Genomic DNA, 22,881 nt, shown 5'->3' with positions numbered 1-22,881 from the left:
TAAGAAATTACTTGATGTCTTTCAGCATTTCAGATACAGATCGTTCTAATTGTTGATCACGACCGTTATCAATAATACCTGGCATATTTTTTACTTTAATCATAGGCATCGTTTGATTGTTTTCCATCCATCTTCCCGACTTATCTTTAGCACTTACAGGAACAACTCCCCAGTAGCTTCCGTTTGGTAAACCTTCCCATCCTGCAAAGCTACAAGTACCAGGAACTGGCATACCTACAGTTTTTCCAATTTTAAGATCTGTATATCCAGCAGCATAACAATGTCCGTCAGAATACATGCTTTCATTAAAAATAGATAGTGTTGGTTTAGTCCAACGAGAAGTAGGTTCACCTCCAACTACTTTAGCTTCTGTTTCATAAGAAATAAAAGGAACACCTGTAAAGAACATAGCTAAATCTGCTACTAGATCACCACCACCATTAAAACGTGTATCGATAATAATTCCTTTACGTTCTGAAAATTTCCCCATGATGTCTTTATAAATACTTCTATAAGGACCATCGCTCATTCCTGGAATATGAACATAACCTAATTTACCATTACTTAATTTGTCTACCTCTTTTTCATTGATGTTAACCCATCTTTTATATAGTAAACGACCTTCTTGACCTAAAGAGATAGGTTTAACAGTTATTGATTGTTCTTTTTTTGTTTTTGGATCTTTAATATCAAGTAATACAAATTTCCCTGCTTTTCTATTTAAATATTTGGCAACATCTTCATTTTTATTAATGGTAACACCGTCAATTTTTTCTATTATCATACCAGCTTTGACATTGAAAGATGATTTATCAAGTGGTCCATCTTTGATAATTTCATCAATTAAAATACCATTATCTTTATGATTGTAATTCATAAAAATACCTAATGAAGCAGTTGCATCTGCATTTCTAATACTTGTTCTGTAACCAGCCCCAGCATGAGATACGTTTAATTCACCTAACATTTCAGAAAGCATTTCAGAGAATTCAAAAGAATTACCAATAGAAGGTAAGTATTTTTTATATTCTCTTTTCATTTTATTCCAATCAGTTCCATGAAAATCAGGATGGTAAAAAATAGCATTGGTTCTTATCCATACGTGATTAAACATTGCTTCTCTTTCAGCATCGGTATTCAGCATCATTTCACCTTTAATTTTTACTGACTTTTTACTCTTTTTAGCTGGACTAATTTTAGAAATTCTACCACCACTTAAAAGGTATAAGTTTTTCATTTGCTTATCCCATTGTAAAGAACCGAAATTGGCATTTAATCGCATTACCATCTTTGTTTCTTTGGTTCGTAAATTTGTACTCCAAAGATTCATTTTACCTTCAAAACGTGCTAAATAATATAAAACATCACCTTTTTTAGATAAAACAGCATCACCAAGACTAGAAGAATGTATGGTTAATCTTTTAGTTCTATCTTTCATACTATCCCAGTCAAAAGTAAGTGGCTTTACTTCTTTTTTGTCTTTAGCTTTCTTTTTATCTTTTTTCTTGTCTTTTTTATCTTTCTTGTCAGTAGCTTTTTTCTTCTCTTTCTTTTTTTGTTCAGCTTTAATAGCTTTAATGGCCTTCATTAATTTAAACTCTTCATCGCTAAGATTAAATTCGTCCCAAGCTTCTTGAGTAAAAAACATACTGTGAACATCAGTTTGTGATCGTCCACTTGTAGCATAAGACTTTAATCCGTTTCTATTACTAAACCATAACATTTGTTTTCCACCATTAACCCATTTCGGATAATAATCTCTATAACCACTTTCAGTTAGGTTTATACGTTTAGTTCCGTCAGCAGCCATTAATAGCACTTCGCTATTACTTAATGTTTTGCTCCATCCAACTAATAGCCATTTACTATCAGGACTCCAAGTAAAATATTTATCTCCATCACTCATGTGAAATAAATCTTTAGGAGTTAATAAAGTTACTTGCTTTTTAGTTTTTAAGTCCATTACCTTTAATGTACGCCTTCCTTCAACAAATGCTATTTTAGAACTGTCAGGTGAGAACTCAGGTAAATAATTATCTAATTTGTTTTCTATAATTGGAGATTCTTTAACTAGAGTAGAAGCAAAAAAGAAAGGTTCTTCTTTTCTAACTTTTTCTGTTTTATAAATACTCCATTTTCCATTTCTTTCACTACTATATACAACTGATTTTCCATCAGCAGACCAAGTTACAAAGCGTTCTCTTTCTGGAGTGTTAGTTAATCTTTTAGTAAAAGATTCGTTTACAGAAGTAACAAAAACCTCACCTCTAGATATAAAAGCTATTTCTTTTCCATTTGGAGATATTGCCATTTCGTTAACACCACCATTGATTGATATGAATTTATCACTATTATCTTTATTTTGAGTTCTAATAATAACTGATACTTTAGAAGGTTTTTTACCTTCTTTCATTGTATATAACTCACCATCGTATCCAAAACTTAAAATTCCACTACCAATACTTAAAAAACGTACTGGATGTAATTTGAAGTTTGTTAATTGTTGATCTTGATTCGAATTGTTAATATTCATTTTATGAACATTAAAAGAGCCACTTTTCTCGCTTAAATAATACATACTCTTTTCATCTTCAGAGAAAAAAGGATGTCTGTCTTCTCCAGCAAAAGAAGTAATCATTTTATGAGTATTATTTTTGGTATCATACTTCCATATATCTCTAGTAATAGAAGATTTATGATGCTTACGCCATTCATTTTCACCACCTTTTTTATCGTGGTATAACATGGTGTTACCGTTTTTAGAAACCTGAACATATTCAGCAGGTACGGTGAACAGTTGGCTAACTCGTCCAGCAATTGTTGGTACACTATATAATTCTGGTTGAGAGCCTGTAGGATATTGTCTATGATTTACTAGATCCTGACGTTGCGCTCCGAAAATAACATCTTTATTATTTGCAGAAAAAGTAAAAGGAACTTCATCACCAGAGTGAAAAGTTAACCTTTTTGCTTCACCACCTCTGGCATCCATAATAAAAATGTCGAAATTTCCATATCTATTAGAAGAAAATGCAATTTTTTTACTGTCTTTACTCCAAATAGCCTTGTAATCGTGTGCTTTATGAAAAGTTAATTGAATTGCATTACCACCGGTTGAAGGAACTTTATATAAATCGCCTTTATAAGTAAAAACAATCTCTTTTCCATCTGGGGATATTGAAGAGTGTCTTAACCAATTTGGGGCCTCTTGTGAGAAGAGTTGTAGTGTTAAAAATGTAAATAGTAGTGAAAGGTGTTTCATTTGAATAATTTTTCATGCAATCTACTAAATTGTAACACCTAATTATGTTAATTTAAGTTAAAATGAGAGGGATGTTTATTTTTCTGAATTTTTAATGAAAAACATTATATATTTTTAAATTCAATTTTCTTATTAATAAATAAAAAAAGTAATTGGCAATTCTTTTTTAAACAATTACTTTTGTCAGCATAAAACAAAACGATAATGCCAACAACACAACAACTTCAAGATTTTACACAACAAGTTAGAAGAGATATAGTTCGCATGGTTCATGCGGTTAGTTCTGGGCATCCAGGTGGTTCATTAGGATGTGCTGAGTTCTTTACTTGTTTGTATCAAGAAATCATGGATTATTCTACTGATTTTAAAATGGATGGTGAAAATGAAGATTTATTCTTTTTGTCAAACGGACACATATCACCTGTTTACTATAGTGTGTTAGCACGTAGTGGTTTTTTTCCTGTTGCTGAGTTAGCAACATTTAGAAAATTAGATACACGTTTACAAGGGCATCCTACAACTCATGATCATTTACCGGGTATTCGTATTGCTTCAGGTTCATTAGGACAAGGAATGAGTGTCGCTATTGGAGCAGCTCAAGCTAAAAAGTTAAACGGAGATGATAAAATTGTATATACATTACATGGTGATGGTGAATTACAAGAAGGTCAAATTTGGGAAGCTGCAATGTATGCATCAGCTAAAAAGGTAGATAATTTAATTTCTACAGTTGATGTAAATGAAAAGCAAATTGACGGAACAACTGACCAAGTATTAGCTATGGGAAGTTTGAAAGCTAAGTTCGAAGCTTTTGGTTGGGATGTACTTGAGGTTAAAGAAGGAAATAATGTAGAAGCTATTTTAAGTGGAATGGCTGATGCAAAATCAAGAACAGGTAAAGGAAAACCAGTTTGTGTGTTATTATATACTGAAATGGGGAATGGGATTGATTTTATGATGAATACACATGCATGGCATGGTAAAGCACCTAATGACGAGCAGTTAGAGGCTTCATTAGCACAGAACCCTGAAACTTTAGGAGACTACTAAGAATAAATAATATAGTATTATATAGAAACGTCATTACTGAGTTAGTAATGACGTTTTTTTGTGAAAATCTTTGCAGAAATAAGTAAGCAATAACGTAAATTTACGTCATAAACCATATTTAAAATTAATAGCGATATAATATGAAGATAGGAATTGTGTGTTATCCAACTTTTGGAGGTAGTGGAGTAGTGGCAACAGAGTTAGGAATGGCACTTGCTGATAAAGGCCATGAAGTACATTTTATTACATACAATCAACCAGTTCGCTTAGATTTTTTTTCACATAGATTGCATTTTCATGAAGTAATGTTAGAAGAATATCCATTATTTCAATACCAGCCTTATGAATTAGCTTTATCAAGTAAAATGGTTGAAGTAGTAGAGAAAAATCAATTAGAAGTATTGCATGTACACTATGCTATACCACATGCATATGCTGCTTATATGGCTAAAAAAATGTTGTTAGATAAAGGTATAAATGTTAAAGTAGTAACAACATTACATGGTACAGATATCACTTTAGTAGGAAGTCATCCTACTTATAAAACAGCTGTTGAGTTTAGTATTAATAAATCTGATGAAGTAACAACAGTTTCTCAAAGTTTAAAAGATGATACATTACGACTATTTAATATAGATAAAGATATAAAGGTTGTTTATAATTTTATTGATGGAGAAAAATACGATAAAGCTCATCAAACAGAATGTCAAAGAAGTGCTTTAGCGAATGAAAATGAGCGTATTTTAACTCATATTAGTAATTTTAGACCAGTAAAACGTACTGATGATGTTATTAAAATTTTTAATAAAGTACAAAAAGAAATTCCATCTAAACTATTAATGGTTGGAGACGGACCAGAACGTATAAAAGCTGAGAATTTAGTAAATGAATTAGGGCTCCAAGATAAAGTATTGTTTTTAGGGAATAGCAATGAAGTAGCCAAAATTTTGTGTTATTCAGATGTGTTTTTACTACCTTCAGAAACTGAAAGTTTTGGATTGGCAGCTTTGGAAGCAATGGCAGCAAGTACGGTTGTAGTATCTACTAATTCTGGAGGGCTTCCTGAAGTTAATATTCATAATAAAACTGGTTTTTTAAGTGATGTTGGAGATGTTGCTGATATGGCTAAAAACGCTATCTACGTTTTAAAAGAAGATGAAGTATTAAATGAATTTAAAATAAATGCAAAGAAGCACATTGAATTGTTTTCATTAGAGCATGTATTACCACAATATGAAAGCATTTATAAAAAGTGTTATATAGGAGTTTAAAAAAAGAAATTTTCAAATGGAATTTAATACAATTTGGAATACATATAATAGTCACTTATTAAATTTTGTAAAGTCAAAAATTGAAGATAAGATTCATGCAGAAGATATTTTGCAAGAAATAGGACTTAAATTGTATGCAGTATTAAATAAAGGAGAAAAGATAAATAATTATAAATCGTGGCTTTTTCAGGTAGCAAGGAATTTGATAATTGATTATTATAGAAAAGAAAAAGTAAAAAAGAATAGAGAAAGTACATATTCTGAAATAAATGATGAGGGAATTTGTGTTTGTGACTTGTCAAGTTTTGTCATTCAAAATTACTTACCTAAAAAGTATGGAATTCCTTTGTATAAGAGTGATATAGAAAAAAAATCGCAAAAAGTAATTGCTAATGAATTAAATATATCATTACCAGCAGCTAAATCAAGAATACAAAGAGCAAGGGTTAAGTTAAAAGAATTAATAGAAGAATGTGTAACAATAACGTACAATAAAAACGGTACAATTGTAGACTATCAATTAAAGAATACTTGCGAAATACCTAAAGAACTTCAAGAGGAAATTAAAAGAATAAATTTAACGTTATAAGTTGAGTTTTTCTTACTAAATAGATTAATTTTTACTTTAATAAAAAACCTCCTAATTTTTAAGTTAGGAGGTTTTCGGGGGAGAATTGAAATAAACTATTTCTTTATAATAACTAAAGTTTCTGTTTTTTTGCTTGTTTGAACTCTAATAAAATAAGTTCCAGAAGTTTTAATTTGATCTCCTAATATTATTTGCTTAGGATTGTTTTGATAATTTTTATGTATTAACTCTTTTCCTAAAATAGTATAAACGCTTAATGTAAAGTCATTATCACCAATTGATGAAACGTTTATAGTTATATTTTCTTCAAAAGGATTTGGATATGATGTTATTGGACTAAAAGGTGATTTAACTTTATTAGCTTTACTAACAGTTGGTCGCTTAGTGGTTAAACCTTTACCAGCTTCGCTATTGTAAGCGTAGTCTTTAAAAGTAATTGACTTACCATCATTCGAAACCGTTGCATGTAGCCATCCATAATGTGTATTTCCACTAATTTTAAAGCTAAAACCTATGTATCCAGATTTTCCATTCCAATTGGTATAAGAAGAAGAAGCTACAATAAATGAGCTAGATTGTGATTTAAAAGTACTTGAAACTCCAACAATTGTTCCTTCTGAAAGAATTGAAGCATTATTGGTATTTCCTTCACAAATTACTTCTTTATTATAGTTTACTAGATTAATAGCATTTGAAGAAAACCAAGGGCCAAAATATCTTTGATCTCCTTTTTCAATTTGGAAAGGAGCCCAGCTATTACTAGAATTTACTGTAACGTCTGCCATATCTACGTATACAACAGTTCCATCATTAGGAGGAGTTGATGTTTCTTCAGTAGTTATGTTTATTGTATTACTAGTAGCTTCGTTTCCAGCTGCATCTTTCGCTTTTATAGAAAAATTATAAGCGGTAGCAGCAGTTAAAGATGTAACTTCAAATGATGTAGTATTTGTTGTTGCTACATTGTTACCATCTTGATACACTTCATATTCAGTAACAGCTACGTTATCGGTTGAAGCAGCCCAGGTTAAAGTTAACGATGATTGAGTTATATTTGAAGCTACTACATTACTAGGTGCAGAAGGAGCTTGAGTGTCTGTACCAGTTCCATCATTGGTTATATTTACGGTAAAATCTTGAACTGATCCGTCACCAATGTTTCCACAAGAACTTGAAGGTGCTCCATTATATTTCATAGAAACTCTCATTCTAGTTTCACCTAATTTAGCCGATGAAGGAACGGTAATAGTACCCGTTTGAGCATTGTTTTTGGCAGTACCAGAATCAAAAGCTACCTCATTAGTGTCAAATTCACCATTTTGATTGTAATCAATCCAAACTTTAAAATATTCAGGAGTAGGGTTTCCTGGGTATCCAGGTGTTAAGGTTGTTGAGGTTGCAACACCTATAGATAATGGTATCGTATTACTTGTTAAATCAATATAAGTTGCAGCGGTAGATGTTTTACTAAATGTACCTACTTGAACTCCTTCGATCCATTCGTAAGTTACTCTTGTACCTGAAGAAGCACAATAGGTAATTGGGGTAGTATCAGGTTCTTTAATAGTTATGTATCCAGTTTTTGATTCAGAATCGCTTCCAGCTGTATTAGTAGCTGTTAAAGTTACTTGGTATACACCAGGTGTGTTATACGTAATTGAAGGATTTTGAACTGAAGAAGTTGATGGGGTTCCACCAGTAAAAGACCATGACCATGAAGTAGGTGAGTTTGTTGATTGATCAGTAAATGAAATAGAAGCTCCTTTGTCTACTGATGTTGAATTTGCAATAAACTCTGCAACTGGAGCAGTAACAACATTTCCGTCATTAGTAATATCTACATTAAAATCTTGAACAGATCCGTCACCGATATTTCCACATGAACTAGCAGGTGCGCCATTATATTTCATAGACACTCTCATTCTAGTTACTCCTAATTTTGCACTTGAAGGGACAGTAATAGTTCCAGTTTGTGCATTCTTTTTTGCAGTTCCTGAATCAAAAGCAACTTCATTGGTGTCAAAAGTTCCATTTTGATTGTAATCAATCCACACTTTGAAATATTCATTGGTTGGGGTTCCTGGATATCCAGGCGTTAGTGTGGTACTAGTAGCTGTGCCTATGTTTAAAGGTATAGTTTTAGATGTTAAATCTGTGTAGGTTGCAGCAACAGAAGTATTAGAGAATGTTCCAATTGTTACTTCAGCAATCCATTCGTATTGAACTCTTGTTCCAGCAGATTCACAATAGGTTAATCCTCCAGAAGCATCTTCTTTAGTAGTGATATTTAAAATAGTACTAGCTACTGATTCATTTGCTTTTGCATCTTTTGCTTTTATAGAAAAAGAATATGATGTATTAGCTGTTAAATTAATTACATTATATGTTGTAGTTGTAATAGATGCTATTTTTATTCCTCCTTGATATATATCATATCCGGTAACTGCTACATTGTCTGTAGACGCCAACCAGTTTAAAGTTAAAGAGGTTTGTGTAATGTTAGAAGCAGTAAGGTTACTAGGAGTAGAAGGAGCCTCTGTGTCTGCAGGTATATCTTCTATTCTTGTAACTGTAATGAAATTATTAGATACATCAAAATCACCAGTTGCTAATCCAATATCTGAAATGTTTTTATTGGTAACCTGTAAATTTCCTTCAAAAGCAATTCCATACACTTTACATATTCCTATTGTTGCTCCTTCAAAATCATGTGAAGATGTTTCAAAAGTTAAAATTTTACCAACTTCATCAGTAATTAAATAAGAATAATTAGTATTAGAGGTGCTTGTATTTTTGAAAGCGATAACATCAGCAATGCCATCTCCAGTTGTAGTTGTTATTTGCGTTTTATCGTCAGTAGTAGAAACTGTTCCTGCATCAATTGGGTCAGGAGTAGTAATAACTCCGTCAAATTTAACTTCAAAAGTAATAGTTTGTACAGCATTTGCATTACAAGTAGTAGTATTAGTAACTGTAGCAGTATAAATTCCAGCATGAAGGTTTGAATCTGCGTTTTCTGTAATTTTTGCAGTACTTAATTTCGAACTGAAATTATTAGGGCCTGTCCAATTAATTGTTCCGTTAAAAGAAGTACTAGGTAATCTTAAGCTAATTTCATCACCTGTTTTTATAGTAACTTGATTATTTGTAGTACTAGTAAAGTTAGCACTATTAATTTTATGTTCTATTTTATTGGTTAAATCTTCTATGCCAACTTTAAGAGTAATTGTTGTTGAAGAATAACATTGTCCGTTATTAAATTCTAACTTGTATACTCCTTCATGTGATTTTTGAATATTATTAATATCCCAGGCAGTAGCTGAATCTGGTGTTGTATCAACAGTACCATCAGGGTATGTAATTTTCATATTTTCAACACCATATTTTGTGTTAGTACCTAAGGTAATATTATCTCCTTCACATGCAAATAAAGTTCTACTTTTTGTCCATTTGTTAGCATTGTCTTTTACCCAACCATCTAAAGCTTCTCTTCTCGGTCTTATTTCAAGTTCTACTGATCCAGAACAAGAAGCAGGGTCATTCCATGTAATAGTATATGTTCCATAGTTTTGATCAGTAATACTTGTGAATTCAAATCCAGTTCCAACATCTGGAGTGTTATCAGAAAAATTATTAGGTCCGGTAATTGTTACATTTTCTAAGCCAATATTTTTAATTCCTAAGTGAACCTTTTCACCAACACATGCTTCAACAAAAGATCGTTGTACCCATTTTCCATTCAAAGCTACCCAAGGAGTAATATTATTCTCGGTTATTAATTCTACTTGAGTAGAATATGTACAGCCTCCCATGTCATATAATATGGTATATACACCTGCATCTTGAGTAGTGATGTTATTAAATTTCCAAACCCCGTTGTCAGCAGCAACTGTGTGTAAATTACCATTTGGTAGTCTTAAGGTTGAGGTTCCTGGTCTATTAGCTTGCATACCTATGCTAATATTAGAGCCAGGACAAGCTTTAAGTTTATTTAAGTTGAACCAGTTTGTAGTAGTATTATCGTATTGTACCCATGGTCTAACTTTAAATCCAACATAAAGTCTAACTGTACCAAAACCAAAATTTCCGTTAGCATCTGTATATTTAATTAGGTAAGCTCCAGCATCACTTTCTTGAACATTATTAATGTTCCAATAGGTGCTAGCGTCAGGAGTGGTATCTATTTCTCCATTTGGTTTTAAAATTTCTACATTATTTAATCCTACATTTTGTATTCCTATTTTAACATTAGTGCCAGGACATACTTCAATCCAAGATGCATTTTCTTTCCATTTTGACCCATCATGCATTCTAGTAGTTACAGCAAGACTACCACCAGTACCAGTGGCAACTAGATTAGCATTTTGCCATAAAGGAAATCTAGCTTCATGATTTAAAGCAGCATACATCCTATCTGTTTGTCCTTTTGTAAACATTTTTGCACATCCACCTGTAGAATCATACCCCATGTAATTTTCATAGTTAATTAATGAATCACCACAATCAGTAGCTCCTGCTAAACAAAAATCATCAGCTGAAGCTACGTCTTCTTGTGGAGTGTCTTCTACATAGTCTTGGTTTATACTAGAACATCCACCTTCAAAAGTATGTAATAGGTTTAACCAATGTCCAAATTCATGGGTTAATATAGAAGCAAATTCATCATCAGTATTTCCTTTTAAGTAACGACCGTTATAAGTTACACGAGCACGCTTGGCGTCAGAATGTGTTTTGTTAGGGTACCAAGCAATACCGCTATTAGTTGTTACACCATCATCATGAATGTCGGCAGTTATATATACATTCATATATTTATAGTTGTCCCAAGCATCAGCAGCAACGATAGGGCTGTCATAGTTTCCTTGGCCTCCAGCTACAGGATGATCTACAATTCCTGAAGTTGGGTTGCCATTTGGATCAATAGTAGCTAGTTTAAAAGTAATATTTGTTGTAGATCGTCTATCTTTAAATAATGGATCAACTGTATGGAAATCTGGATTTAATCCATGAAAATCATCGTTAACCATTTGTAGAGAATTTAGAATTTTTTCATCCGTAACTGTTGCTCCGTTTTGTTCTCTTCCGTAAATGTGAAAGACAACAGGAATAATAATGTTTCCAGAAATACCTTTTGCTGAGGTTTTTAATTTGTTAGCACTTCGCTTTTTTGTGTAATCATTGAATTTTAGGAACTCTGCGTATTCTTTAGGGTTCTCTTTGTAGTATTTATTCATTGCTCTTGAAGTACCACAACCTATCTCTTGAGCTAGAGAGGAAAGTGTAAAGCATAAAAATAAAAATAAAGTAATTGGTTTTTTCATATTTCAGGGTGTTATTATATGGTAAAATCACAATTATCATACTCTCAATTAATTTTATTAAAACTTATGAATATGTTAATTATTTGGCGATATTAATGAAAAAAAACAATCAAAAATAACTTATGGTAATATGATATGTTATTTGGATAGTATTTGAGTAGTATGAAGTTAACTTTAAGATAATGTGAGCTTTTTGGAATAGAAAACTATATTTCTTTAGTTTTCTATTCACTTATGAAATATTGTTTAGGATTTGATTAAGAAAATAAACTTAAAGCATAGAAAAAAAACTTATACGGTTAGTATAAGTTTTTTTAATAAGATTATTATAATCAGAGGTTTTGAAGAACTGATTCAGTAAAGAAATTTTATTTGTTTTTATAAGTTATAAAACTCAAGGCTATCTTTAATTAGTTGATTTTGAACTTTACAATCAATTTTAAAATTTTGGTAATCGTTTAATAAAACAAAGTTAATTTCACCACCAACATTCTTTTTATCGTGCTTCATTAAATCAAAAATAGGAGTAAAATCATCTTCTAATAAATTAGTTTTACCGTATATGGCAATAATAGCTTCTTTAATATCCGTAAGTTTCTCTTTCGGAAAGCCTAAAAGTTTATGAGAAATATACGCTTCACAAACCATACCTATGGCAATAGCTTCACCATGAGTTAAGTTTTCTTTTGCATCGCTTTCTAAAAAATAAGACTCAATACCATGACCAATTGTATGACCCCAGTTTAAGACTTTTCGAACACTCTTTTCTTTAGGATCTTCTAAAACTACTTCATTTTTTATTTCAATAGAACGATGAATTAAGTCTACAATATTTAGCTCAGGATTATCTTTAATTTGGTTGAATAAATTAATATCATGAGTCATTCCATATTTAATAATTTCAGCAGTACCTGATCTAATTTCTCTTGGAGTTACAGTATGTAAGTATTCAGGGTCAATTACAATCATTTCTGGATTAGCAAAAACTCCAATCTGATTCTTTAAAACACCTAAATCTACTCCTGTTTTACCTCCAACAGAAGCATCAACCATACTTAGTAAAGTTGTAGGGATGTTTATAAAATCAATACCACGTTTAAAAGTAGAAGCAACAAAACCACCTAAATCAGTAATAACACCACCACCTAAGGTAATTAATAAACTACGTCTATCAGCACCTAATTCAGTCATAGCATTCCATACACCAACACAAGTTTCAATATTTTTATAAACTTCTCCAGGAGTTATTTGGATAACTTCTATAGGTTTATTGGTATTCAATAATTGCATAAATCGAGGATAACAACATTCTAGTGTGTTATCATCTACTAAAATAAAAATAGACGAGTAATTTTTAGTAGCTATTATTTTAGCCAATTCATCGTATGCTTTTTCTTCAAAATGGATAGGATATGTTACTGCCTGAATTGATGTCATTTTCTATTATTTTATAAAGGTGCAAATTAAATAGAAAAAATTGATATATGTCATACTAGTCGGTTATATTTGTTTTTCAAATTAAACAATAATAGTACTTAGTTGATGAAACTATTTGACAACACACAAACAGCATTTAAACTAAAATCTGACTCAGAGTTAGAAAGAGCGTATTTTTTATTTAGAATGATACAAAATCAACCAATGGTTCGTATTGGTACAGCAGTAACAAACTTTGCTTTAAAAGCACATTTACCAGTAGAAGGATTAATTAGGTCAACAGTATTTGATCATTTTTGTGGAGGAGTAACAGAAGAAGACTGTATTCCAACAATAGAAGAAATGTACAATAAAGGTGGAGTATCTAGTGTTTTAGATTATTCAGTTGAAGGTAAAGCTGAAGAAGCTAGTTTTGACGAAGCTTTAAATAAAATTTTAAAGATAATTCAGTTTTCTGAAGAAAAACAATCAATTCCATTTGCTGTATTTAAGCCTACAGGTTTTGGACGTTTTGCTTTGTACCAAAAATTAACGGAAGGAAAAGAGTTAACAACTAATGAAAAAAGCGAATGGGATAGAGTTGTAAATCGTTTTCATACTGTATGTAAAGCTGCAGTTAAAAAAGATGTTCCTTTATTAATTGATGCTGAAGAAAGTTGGATGCAAGATGCCGCAGATGATTTGATAGAAGAATTAATGGAAATTTACAATAAAGAAAAAGCTATTGTGTTTAATACATTACAAATGTATCGTCATGATAGAATGGAGTATTTACGTAATTTACACCAAAGAGCACACCAAAAAGGTTATCACATTGGAATGAAAGTGGTAAGAGGAGCTTACATGGAAAAAGAAAGAGCTAGAGCTGAAGAAAAAGAATATGAGTCTCCAATTTGTGTAAACAAACAAGCAACAGACACCAATTATGATGAAGCAGTTCGTTATATGATGGAGCATAAAAATATGGCTATTTTTGCAGGAACACATAATGAGGAAAGTTCTTTTTTACTAATGGAGTTAGCAAAAAAACATAATATAGCTGTAAGTGATAAACGTATGTGGTTTGGTCAATTATATGGTATGAGTGATCATATTAGTTTTAATTTAGCAGAAGAAGGTTATAATGTAGCTAAGTATGTTCCGTTTGGACCTGTAAGAGATGTGATGCCGTACCTAATTCGTAGAGCAGAAGAAAATACCTCAGTAGCAGGGCAAACCTCAAGAGAATTAAATTTATTAAAAACAGAAAAAGCACGTCGTAAACTTTAATGAATACTGTTGACGAAATAAAAGAAGCTATTCAAAAAAATAAAAAAAGATTAGCTAAAGAACTTAAAGAAAGCAAAGAGTTGGTTTCTTTAATAAAAAAGTCAATAACTACTTCTTTAACAAGTGAAGAAAGAAATAAGGTAAAAGAACAAATGTTAGACATTTGTAAGGCTGTTCCTGCGTTTACAATTTTTATGTTACCAGGAGGAGCCTTATTGCTACCTTTATTAATAAAACTTATACCAGATATTCTTCCAAGTGCCTTTAGAGAAGATGATGATTCAACAGAAAAAAAGGAAGAATAAATTAATAGCAAATAGAAAAATATATTGATTTAATAGCTAGTTAATTAACCTTTCGGGCACATTTTTAAAATTCGTATTTCAAAATTCATATTTTTTTAATAATAATACACTACTTTTGCGCCAAATTTAACGTAGCAAAATGCAATCAATTAGAAACATCGCTATTATAGCACACGTTGACCACGGAAAAACTACCTTGGTTGATAAAATTATAGATCAAGCTAAAATTTTAGATGACCGTAAAGAACGTACTGACTTATTATTAGATAATAATGATTTAGAGCGTGAACGTGGTATTACTATTTTATCTAAAAATGTATCTGTAAATTATAAAGATGTAAAAATCAATGTAATTGACACACCTGGGCATGCCGATTTTGGAGGAGAAGTAGAGCGTGTATTAAAAATGGCCGATGGTGTTTTATTATTGGTTGATGCTTTTGAAGGTCCTATGCCTCAAACTCGCTTTGTATTAGGAAAAGCAATAGAGTTAGGATTAACACCTATCGTTGTTGTAAACAAAGTAGATAAAGAAAACTGTACACCAGATTTAGTACATGAAAAAGTATTTGATTTAATGTTTGCTTTAGAAGCAACAGAAGATCAATTAGACTTTAAAACAATTTACGGTTCAGCTAAAAATGGTTGGATGAGTACAGACTGGAAAGATGAAAAAACAGATATTATCGATTTATTAGATGCGGTAATTGAAACAATTCCTGAAGCTCCTTACCGTGAAGGAAGTCCACAAATGCAAATTACTTCATTAGATTATTCTTCTTTTAAAGGAAGAATTGCTATTGGACGTGTATTTAGAGGAGATTTAGAAAAGAACAAAGATTATATGCTTTGTAAGGCTGATGGTACAAATAAAAAAGTACGTATTAAAGAATTACACGTTTTTGAAGGAATGGGTAAGGCTGAAACAGATAAAGTACGTAGTGGAGATATTTGTGCTATAACAGGTATTGATGATTTTGAAATTGGTGATACTATTGCTGATATTGAAGCGCCAGAAGCATTACCTAGAATTGAAGTAGATCAACCTACTATGAGTATGTTGTTTACTATTAATAATTCACCATTCTTTGGTAAAGAAGGAAAATTTGTTACTTCTCGTCACTTACGTGATCGTTTATTCAAAGAAATGGAAAAAAACTTAGCATTACGTGTTGATACTACTGATTCTGAAGACAAATTTAATGTTTTTGGTCGTGGAGTACTTCATTTATCTGTATTGATAGAAACAATGCGTCGTGAAGGGTATGAATTACAAGTAGGTCGTCCTCAAGTAATTTTAAAAGAAATTGATGGTGTTAAATGTGAGCCTTATGAAACATTATCTATTGATGTTCCTGAAGATGTAGCATCAAAAGCTATTAATTTAGTATCTCTTAGAAAAGGTGATTTATTAGTAATGGAGCCTAAAGGAGATTTACAACACTTAGAATTTACTATTCCTTCAAGAGGATTAATAGGTTTACGTAATAAAATATTAACTGCTACTGCTGGTCAGGCTATTATTAACCATAGGTTTAGTGAGTATGGACCTTTTAAAGGTGATTTTACTGAAGATATAAAAGGAGCGATAGTTTCTTCTGCAGCTGGTAAAGCAACTGCATATGCAATTGATAGATTACAAGATAGAGGTAGATTTTTTATTGATCCTAACCAAGAAATATATATTGGTCAGGTAGTAGGAGAGAATGCTAAGTCTGATGATATGGGAGTGAATTTAATTAAAGGGAAAAAATTAACAAACGTACGTTCTTCTGGAACTGATGATAGTGTTAAGATTGCTCCAAAAATTGATTTCTCTTTAGAAGAATGTATGGAGTATATTAAAGGAGATGAATATTTAGAGGTTACTCCTGAGAGCTTACGTATGCGTAAAATAACATATAGACCATAATTTGGTTTTTAAATAGTTTAAAAAAGCTCAAGTTATTAACTTGAGCTTTTTTTATGCTTTTATATGATAAAGTATAAGGTGTTATTTTTCAGGTTTTGAATCAATTTCATCAATCATTTTAATAGCTTCTGCTCTTGGAGGAAATATTTTTGATACAATAATACCAATAATCATTGAAACTAGAAAAGAAGGAGCAAGTACGTCAAGAGCAACAAAGTACTCACCTATATTTTCTAATTCTTTAAAAACAAAATTAAATAGTATTACAGCTATAAAGCCTGATACCATGGAAGCAATAGCCCCTTTTTCTGAATAACCTTTCCAAAAAAGAGAGAGAATAATAACTGGGCAAAAAGTAGCTGCTATACCAGACCAACCGAAAATGATTACCCAGAATATTTGTCTGTCAGGCGATAGGTAATTCATTATAATAGCAATTATTAATGCTGTAAATGCCATTATAATAGTTGAAGTTCTTGATATTTTTGTAAGATTTTCATCTTTTATATCTGGACGAAATATTTTTTGATAAAAATCTCTTGTAATAGCACTTGATGCTAAAATTAAAAGCGAATCGATAGTAGACATTATTGCAGATAAAACGATTGCGATAAAAATAGCAACCAGTATTGTGGGTAAAAAGCTTTCAGTAATCATGCTTAATACATCTTCACCGTTATTTCCTAGAATGGCTTCAGGATCTTGTCCTTCCTTTGTAAAATAAATACGAGCAAGAATTCCTATAGTTACTGCCGCTGCATCAGTTAACAATGTAAATATAACAGCAATCCATTTACCTTTATCTATTTCTTTTTTGTTTTTTATAGACATAAATCGGACGTAAACCTGAGGGGAACCAAGAAAACCTAAACCAATCATAGAAAACCCTAAAATTGTAAAAAGATTCATCCATCCATCTTCACTTCTTCCCATTATTTGTGTTAATGTTGGGTCTATAGTATTTAAACTATTAGTAACTCCAGTTCCGTGATCCATAGAAAACCAAACTACTATTGGTAATAAAACGAGACCAAAGAACATGAGTAATCCTTGGAATAAATCTGACCAAACTGCGGCAACAAACCCCCCAATAAATATATAAGCAAGTACTATTAAAAATCCAATTAAAGCCCCTATTTTATAATCAATTCCTAGCATAGATCTAAAAGCAACTCCTGTAACATCTATTTGAGAAGCAACATATATAACTATAAAAATTACTAATACTGATGCGGCTAAAATTCGTAGTGTTTGAGTTGTTGATTTAAAATGACTATGAAGATAATCAGGGATAGTAATTGCTCCATAGGAATCTGATCTTTTCTTGAAACGTTTAGCCATAAACTGCCAAGAAACAAATACGCCTAATAATTCACCAACAACAACCCAATATCCAGAATATCCTGCCATAGCACCCATTCCAGTTAAACCAATGAGTAACCAACCAGATTCACCAGTTGCTCTTGCAGAAAAAGCAACAGCCCAGAAGCCCATGTTTTTTCCACCTACATAATAGTCACTCATACTTTTTATTCGTTTTGAGGCAAATATTCCAATTAAAAAAAGTATTCCAACATAGACTATTAATACAGCTATCTTGATTGTTAAATTTGGGTCTTGCATAATGGTTCAATTTTTGGTTAGTTGTGTACTTTTATGTGCATAAATAACTTATGAGTTTATTAAAAATATTTTAAAGGTTTTGAAAAGTACTCAAAAAATGATCAGAATTGGTGTTTTTTTATATATTTTAAGCTTAAAAATTAATAAAAATCATAAAATTGGCTATATTTGTTAAACTTAGCATGATTGAATTAATCATATTAAATTATTTAGTTGGATTTAAGGAATGACCTTGAATTTGTAAATTAAATGAACCCCAAAAGTAGAAACCTATTTGAATTCTAGCGAACACACTCCAAAAGTACCACAATCATTAGATGAATTAATTACTGCTCTCACTGAGGGAGAGAGGACGACTTTTAGTCACATAATACAATCCATAAAATTTAAACCGAACGCATTTGATAAATATAGTTCCTGGTCTAACGAGTGTTATACTAGAAATTGTATCATTAATAATGAAAATTTTGAACTGATATTAATTTGTTGGTGTGAAGGACATGCTACTCCAATACACGATCATGGAGGTGAAGAGTGTTGGGTGAAAGTTATTGATGGTGAATTTAGAGAGGTTATATATAAAGAGAATGAAGAAGGAGAGTTATATGCTATTAAATCAACAGTTTCTAAACCTAATGAAGTTACTTACATGAAAGATTTTATGGGATTTCATAGCTTGGAAAATGTTTCTAAACAAAGAAGTATGTCACTTCATTTATATGCAAAGCCAATTCGTGAATGTAGAGCTTATGATGAAAAAACAAAAACTTTTATAAGTAGATTTTTAACTTATAATACGACAGTTTAATTAATAATAAAATTTAAAAAGAGTAAAAATGTCTAATATAAATAATGATTTAACTTTATTTAATGAACTAGTAGAAACTCTTATTAAAGAAGAGGAAAGTAGCCCTGTTGCTGAAAGAATTGACGCAAAAAAATTATACGATTCAATTGATTTATCTCTTAATGATTCAGGAATGATAGATGATGAATTTAAAACGTTATTACGTCAAATTCTTGTTTCAACTCCAAAAACAGCAACCAAATTGTTTTTTAATCAACTTTTTGGAGGAAGGCAGAGTAAAGCAATTTTAGGTGATTTATTAGCAGTAATGCTTAATAATAGTATGTATACATACAAGGTGGCTGGTCCTCAAGTTGGTATTGAACAAGAAATTATTAGACAATCTTGTGATTTAATAGGGTATGGATCTAAAAGTAATGGTACATTTCCAACAGGAGGCTCAATGAGTAATTATATGGCATTGGTAATGGCACGTGATGCAAAAGATCCCAAATGTAGATTAGAAGGAATGTCTAAGCCATTAATTGTTTATACATCAAAGGAGTCTCATTATTCGAATTCAAAGAATGTTAGTTTTACAGGAATAGGAAGAAATAATATTCGATATATTAAAGCTGATTCTAAAGGAAGAATGATTCCAGAATTGTTAGAAGAGCAGATAAATAAAGATATAAACGATGGATTTATCCCTACCTATGTTAATGCTACGGCAGGTACAACAGTATTAGGTGCTTTTGATCCAATTGATGATATTGCTAATATTACAGAAAAGTATAAAATGTGGCTTCATGTAGATGGTGCTTATTGTGGAAGTGTAATTTTTAGCGAAAAATATAAACATCTTTTAAAGGGAGTAGAAAGATCAAACTCTTTTAGTTACAATGCACATAAAATGCTTGGTACACCGTTAACTTGTTCAATTATCTTAGTAAATGATAAAAGGCAGTTGTATGATTCATTTAGTAATGATGCTGATTATTTGTATCAAACTGATGGAGATGATTTTAATTTAGGTAAAACTTCCTTCCAGTGTGGTAGAAGAAATGATGCTTTAAAATTTTGGACATTATGGAAATCTGTAGGAGGAAAAGGGTTAAGAAATATTGTAGATAAGCAATTTGATTTAGCTAATGTTGCTCTTGATTATATTAGAAATAATTCTGATTACACATTATATAGTTTTGATGATTCAATATCTATTTGTTTTAATTACAAAAATATTGACCCTACTGAGCTTTGTACTGCATTGTATGAACATCAAGTAACTGTTGTTGGCTTTGGTTCTTTTGAAGAAAATACTTTCATTAGGTTAGTTACGATTAATGCAAATAATGAGAAGGAAGATATACTAAACTTTTTTAAAGTTTTAGAAGGTTTTGTTGAGAAAACACCTAGTTTAAAGAAAATGAAAGAAATTAGTATTTAAAAAAACTTTTATTGAATAAAAAAGCACCTTTTTAAGGTGTTTTTTTTGTTTACAGCGTTAGTTAATTATAGAAGTTTTATTCAATTATAAATATTGAAAAAACGACTCTTTGTAAGTTTAAAAACTTGTATTGTTTTAGAAGTGATAGTAAAAAATAAAAAAGCTATCAAAAACAGGGATGAAATTTTTTTAATTTTTCAAGGGAATGATTGTTTTGATAGCTTAATAATTGAAATTACTAAAAAGGGGAAACAATTAATAAATTCTTTACAAAGATACTAGATAAAATAAGGCTTTATAGCTATGTAGTAGTATTGATGTGTTATATTTTTATACTACAATTATACTTAATAAAATAGCTAAAATATTTGAAAATCAGCTTTTTGTTTTTCTTTTGAAGCGTGTTGGTGATTTTCTAGAGAAAAAAATAAAAATAGTAACGTAAATTAATAAGTGAGGTTTGTATAAAAAACAAAAAAATTACCAAAAATGCAATGTAGTAGGTAATATTATAATTGCTTTTTGGTAATTTATTATAGATGAATTAACAAGGGGAAAATTAATAAATCTTTAATCAAATATATAAGTTGAAATAGCGCAAAAACTCATTGTAGTGTTTTTGAAGTATGTTTATTTTATGTTTAAAAACCTTGATTTATTGCTTTTTATTATTGTTTATTAGTTTATTACATCTAATAAATTGAAGTGTTTAAATAATCATTTTTTTATCATATGTAGTATTTTTGATGTATATTTATAGAACTTAAAAAGTAAGGATTAGGGGTTTTCTTTAAATTTTAACTAAAATTATTTATAGAATTTGGACGTAATGAAAATAAGTACTGCTTTTATGTACTGTTTTTTGGGCTTTTGTAGTTTTTTCTTAAATGCACAGAATTCTGATCAACAGTTAAAACCTAATAATTATAAAGAACAAATAGTTCACAGTTATTATTTGTTTCAAAAACACGAAAATGAACGGTTATTAGATAGCGTATTGCGTTTTATTAAGTTAAATGAGTTTGTAATAAAAGAAGATTCTATAAATAGTAAAATTTATTATTTAAAAGGAGTAAGTAATCTTTATTTGAAGAGGTATGAAAAAGCTGAATCCTATTTTTTAAGATCATTTGATTTAGCTGAAAAAACAAATGACATTCTTTTAAAAGGTACTATTTATAATTCAAGGGGTGTTTGTGTCTCAATGGGAAAAAAGAATTATATAAAAGCAGAAGAATTATATAAAAAAGCGATAAAAAACTATGTAAAAATTAATGAACTTCCCCAACAAATAGATTCTTATTATAATTTGACATTAAATGAAAGGAAAAGGAAGAATTGGGAAAAATCTTCTGAGTATGCAATAACTTGCTTAAAGTTAATTGATGAAGATAAAGAACGTGTTGGAGGAATTAGTCGTTTGTATTATTTTATAGCTGATAATAATTTTGAATTGAATAAAAATGAAGAGGCAATTCAAAACTTACGGAAGGCTGAAAAATATGCAGCATCAGATGATAGTTATGTAAATGGGTTTATTAATGAAACGTATGCTAAAATATATGAATCTAAAAAAGAGTATACTTTAGCCTTAGAAAGGTATAAAAAAGTTAATCAAAACTTGCGACAAACTAATGAGAAAAATGAAGGTAAATTAAGTAAGTCGTTTATAAAAGAACTAGATTTAGAAAGTAAATTAAAGTCAGAAAAAGAAGCAATAATAGATACTCAGAGTAAACAGTTACTATTAAGTGTTTTGATAATTGTAACTTTTCTATTGTTAACGATAGTTCTTTATTGGTTAATCAAAAAAAATAAGAAAAAAAATAATAGAATTAAACAATTAAATTCTGATTTACAAAGTTTGATTTTGAATCTAAAAAATAAGAATCATGATTTAGTCGATAAGAAACAAGAAATAGAAAACTTATTAAAGTTAAACGAGCAAGCTACCTTCTCTAGAGTTTTAAAAATAAATACTTACAATGATGCTATTAGAAAAATAACTGACGATATTGAAATTTATACTGAAAATAATTCTAGCGCTTCTAGTTATTTAATTACAGTAAATAAAAAACTTTTAGCTTTGATTTCTGAAGAAGAACTTTGGCAGGATTTTAAAATACAGTTTGAAAAAATTAGACCTGATTTTTTTAATAAATTGAAAGAACATACACCTAGTTTGTCAATAAATGATCTAAAGCATTGTACATATATTATTTCAAACTTAAAAAGTAAAGAAGTAGCACAGCTTATAAATGTGTCGCCAAGAAGTGTTGAAACAACAAGGTATAGAATTAAGAAAAAAATGGGGCTCGATAAAGAAGATAATATTTATGATTTACTGAGTGTGTTGTAAAATAAAACAAAAGCAGTAAAAATGTTTAAAAATATTTTTTATTAAAAATAACTTGTGTAATCAAAAAAATATTACGGATATTTGCATCAACAAAAATAAGAACATGATTTTTATTCAATTACATCATCATCATCATATTTGCACTCAAGCGAACTGAAGATGTATTGAATAAAAACAAAATATATTTTAAACCCGTTTGAGTAAATCAAACGGGTTTTTTATTTCTGATTAAAAGGAAATTATCTTCAC

The 22,881-nt window shown here is 30.3% G+C and carries 13 protein-coding genes; 9 read left to right on the top strand and 4 right to left on the bottom strand.

The window, feature by feature from the left end:
* Nucleotides 1–7 precede the first annotated feature (7 nt).
* Nucleotides 8–3,262, bottom strand: a complete 3,255-nt coding sequence (locus ACKTTQ_RS16100; RefSeq protein WP_408049797.1) for a S41 family peptidase — start codon at nucleotides 3,260–3,262, stop codon at nucleotides 8–10.
* A gap of 204 nt (nucleotides 3,263–3,466) precedes the next feature.
* Between ACKTTQ_RS16100 and ACKTTQ_RS16095 the strand changes: the two genes are divergently transcribed.
* From ACKTTQ_RS16095 to ACKTTQ_RS16085, 3 genes are all read left to right on the top strand, one after another.
* The gene (locus ACKTTQ_RS16095) at nucleotides 3,467–4,312 is read left to right on the top strand and encodes a transketolase (protein WP_093870788.1); all 846 of its coding nucleotides are present in this window, start codon (nucleotides 3,467–3,469) and stop codon (nucleotides 4,310–4,312) included.
* A gap of 140 nt (nucleotides 4,313–4,452) precedes the next feature.
* Complete coding sequence (bshA, locus tag ACKTTQ_RS16090) at nucleotides 4,453–5,583, top strand: N-acetyl-alpha-D-glucosaminyl L-malate synthase BshA (RefSeq protein ID WP_093870789.1); 1,131 nt, start codon at nucleotides 4,453–4,455, stop codon at nucleotides 5,581–5,583.
* A 16-nt stretch (nucleotides 5,584–5,599) separates the two neighbouring features.
* A complete protein-coding gene (locus ACKTTQ_RS16085; protein WP_093870790.1) occupies nucleotides 5,600–6,172 on the top strand; it encodes a sigma-70 family RNA polymerase sigma factor in 573 nt (190 codons plus the stop codon).
* 95 nt (nucleotides 6,173–6,267) lie between these two features.
* On the opposite strand, the gene ACKTTQ_RS16080 is transcribed toward ACKTTQ_RS16085, so the two are convergent.
* Together ACKTTQ_RS16080 and aroB are read right to left on the bottom strand one after the other, a co-directional pair.
* A complete protein-coding gene (locus ACKTTQ_RS16080; RefSeq protein WP_408049796.1) occupies nucleotides 6,268–11,493 on the bottom strand; it encodes a M43 family zinc metalloprotease in 5,226 nt (1,741 codons plus the stop codon).
* Between the two features lie 378 nt (nucleotides 11,494–11,871).
* Nucleotides 11,872–12,930, bottom strand: a complete 1,059-nt coding sequence (aroB, locus tag ACKTTQ_RS16075) for a 3-dehydroquinate synthase (protein WP_408049795.1) — start codon at nucleotides 12,928–12,930, stop codon at nucleotides 11,872–11,874.
* A 105-nt stretch (nucleotides 12,931–13,035) separates the two neighbouring features.
* On the opposite strand from aroB, the gene ACKTTQ_RS16070 reads away from it, so the two are divergent.
* From ACKTTQ_RS16070 to typA, 3 genes are all read left to right on the top strand, one after another.
* Nucleotides 13,036–14,199 (top strand): proline dehydrogenase family protein, encoded by a 1,164-nt coding sequence (locus ACKTTQ_RS16070; protein ID WP_093870793.1) that lies wholly within the window; start codon nucleotides 13,036–13,038, stop codon nucleotides 14,197–14,199.
* Entirely contained in the window at nucleotides 14,199–14,504 is a 306-nt protein-coding gene (locus tag ACKTTQ_RS16065) for an LETM1 domain-containing protein (RefSeq protein WP_113785977.1), read from the top strand. Before ACKTTQ_RS16070 ends, ACKTTQ_RS16065 begins: the two co-directional genes overlap by 1 nt.
* A gap of 139 nt (nucleotides 14,505–14,643) precedes the next feature.
* Entirely contained in the window at nucleotides 14,644–16,416 is a 1,773-nt protein-coding gene (typA, locus tag ACKTTQ_RS16060; protein ID WP_299136119.1) for a translational GTPase TypA, read from the top strand.
* An 81-nt stretch (nucleotides 16,417–16,497) separates the two neighbouring features.
* Here typA and ACKTTQ_RS16055 read toward each other — a convergent pair whose 3' ends face one another.
* Nucleotides 16,498–18,039: a sodium/proline symporter gene (locus tag ACKTTQ_RS16055; protein WP_408049794.1), complete on the bottom strand. Its 1,542-nt coding sequence runs from the start codon at nucleotides 18,037–18,039 to the stop codon at nucleotides 16,498–16,500.
* 274 nt (nucleotides 18,040–18,313) lie between these two features.
* Between ACKTTQ_RS16055 and ACKTTQ_RS16050 the strand changes: the two genes are divergently transcribed.
* The 3 genes from ACKTTQ_RS16050 (at nucleotide 18,314) to ACKTTQ_RS16040 (ending at nucleotide 22,632) form a co-directional block, all read left to right on the top strand.
* Complete coding sequence (locus tag ACKTTQ_RS16050; protein WP_113785975.1) at nucleotides 18,314–18,847, top strand: cysteine dioxygenase; 534 nt, start codon at nucleotides 18,314–18,316, stop codon at nucleotides 18,845–18,847.
* A 28-nt stretch (nucleotides 18,848–18,875) separates the two neighbouring features.
* Nucleotides 18,876–20,273 carry a pyridoxal phosphate-dependent decarboxylase family protein gene (locus ACKTTQ_RS16045; protein WP_408049793.1) on the top strand — a complete coding sequence of 466 codons (1,398 nt, stop codon included), beginning with the start codon at nucleotides 18,876–18,878 and terminating at the stop codon, nucleotides 20,271–20,273.
* Nucleotides 20,274–21,102: 829 nt separating this feature from the next.
* Nucleotides 21,103–22,632 carry a tetratricopeptide repeat protein gene (locus ACKTTQ_RS16040; protein ID WP_408049792.1) on the top strand — a complete coding sequence of 510 codons (1,530 nt, stop codon included), beginning with the start codon at nucleotides 21,103–21,105 and terminating at the stop codon, nucleotides 22,630–22,632.
* Nucleotides 22,633–22,881: the final 249 nt, after the last annotated feature.

This window comes from Tenacibaculum halocynthiae, assembly GCF_964512825.1.
GTDB classification, from domain to species: Bacteria; Bacteroidota; Bacteroidia; order Flavobacteriales; family Flavobacteriaceae; genus Polaribacter; species Polaribacter halocynthiae.
This window is presented reverse-complemented; position numbering and strand designations above follow the sequence as displayed.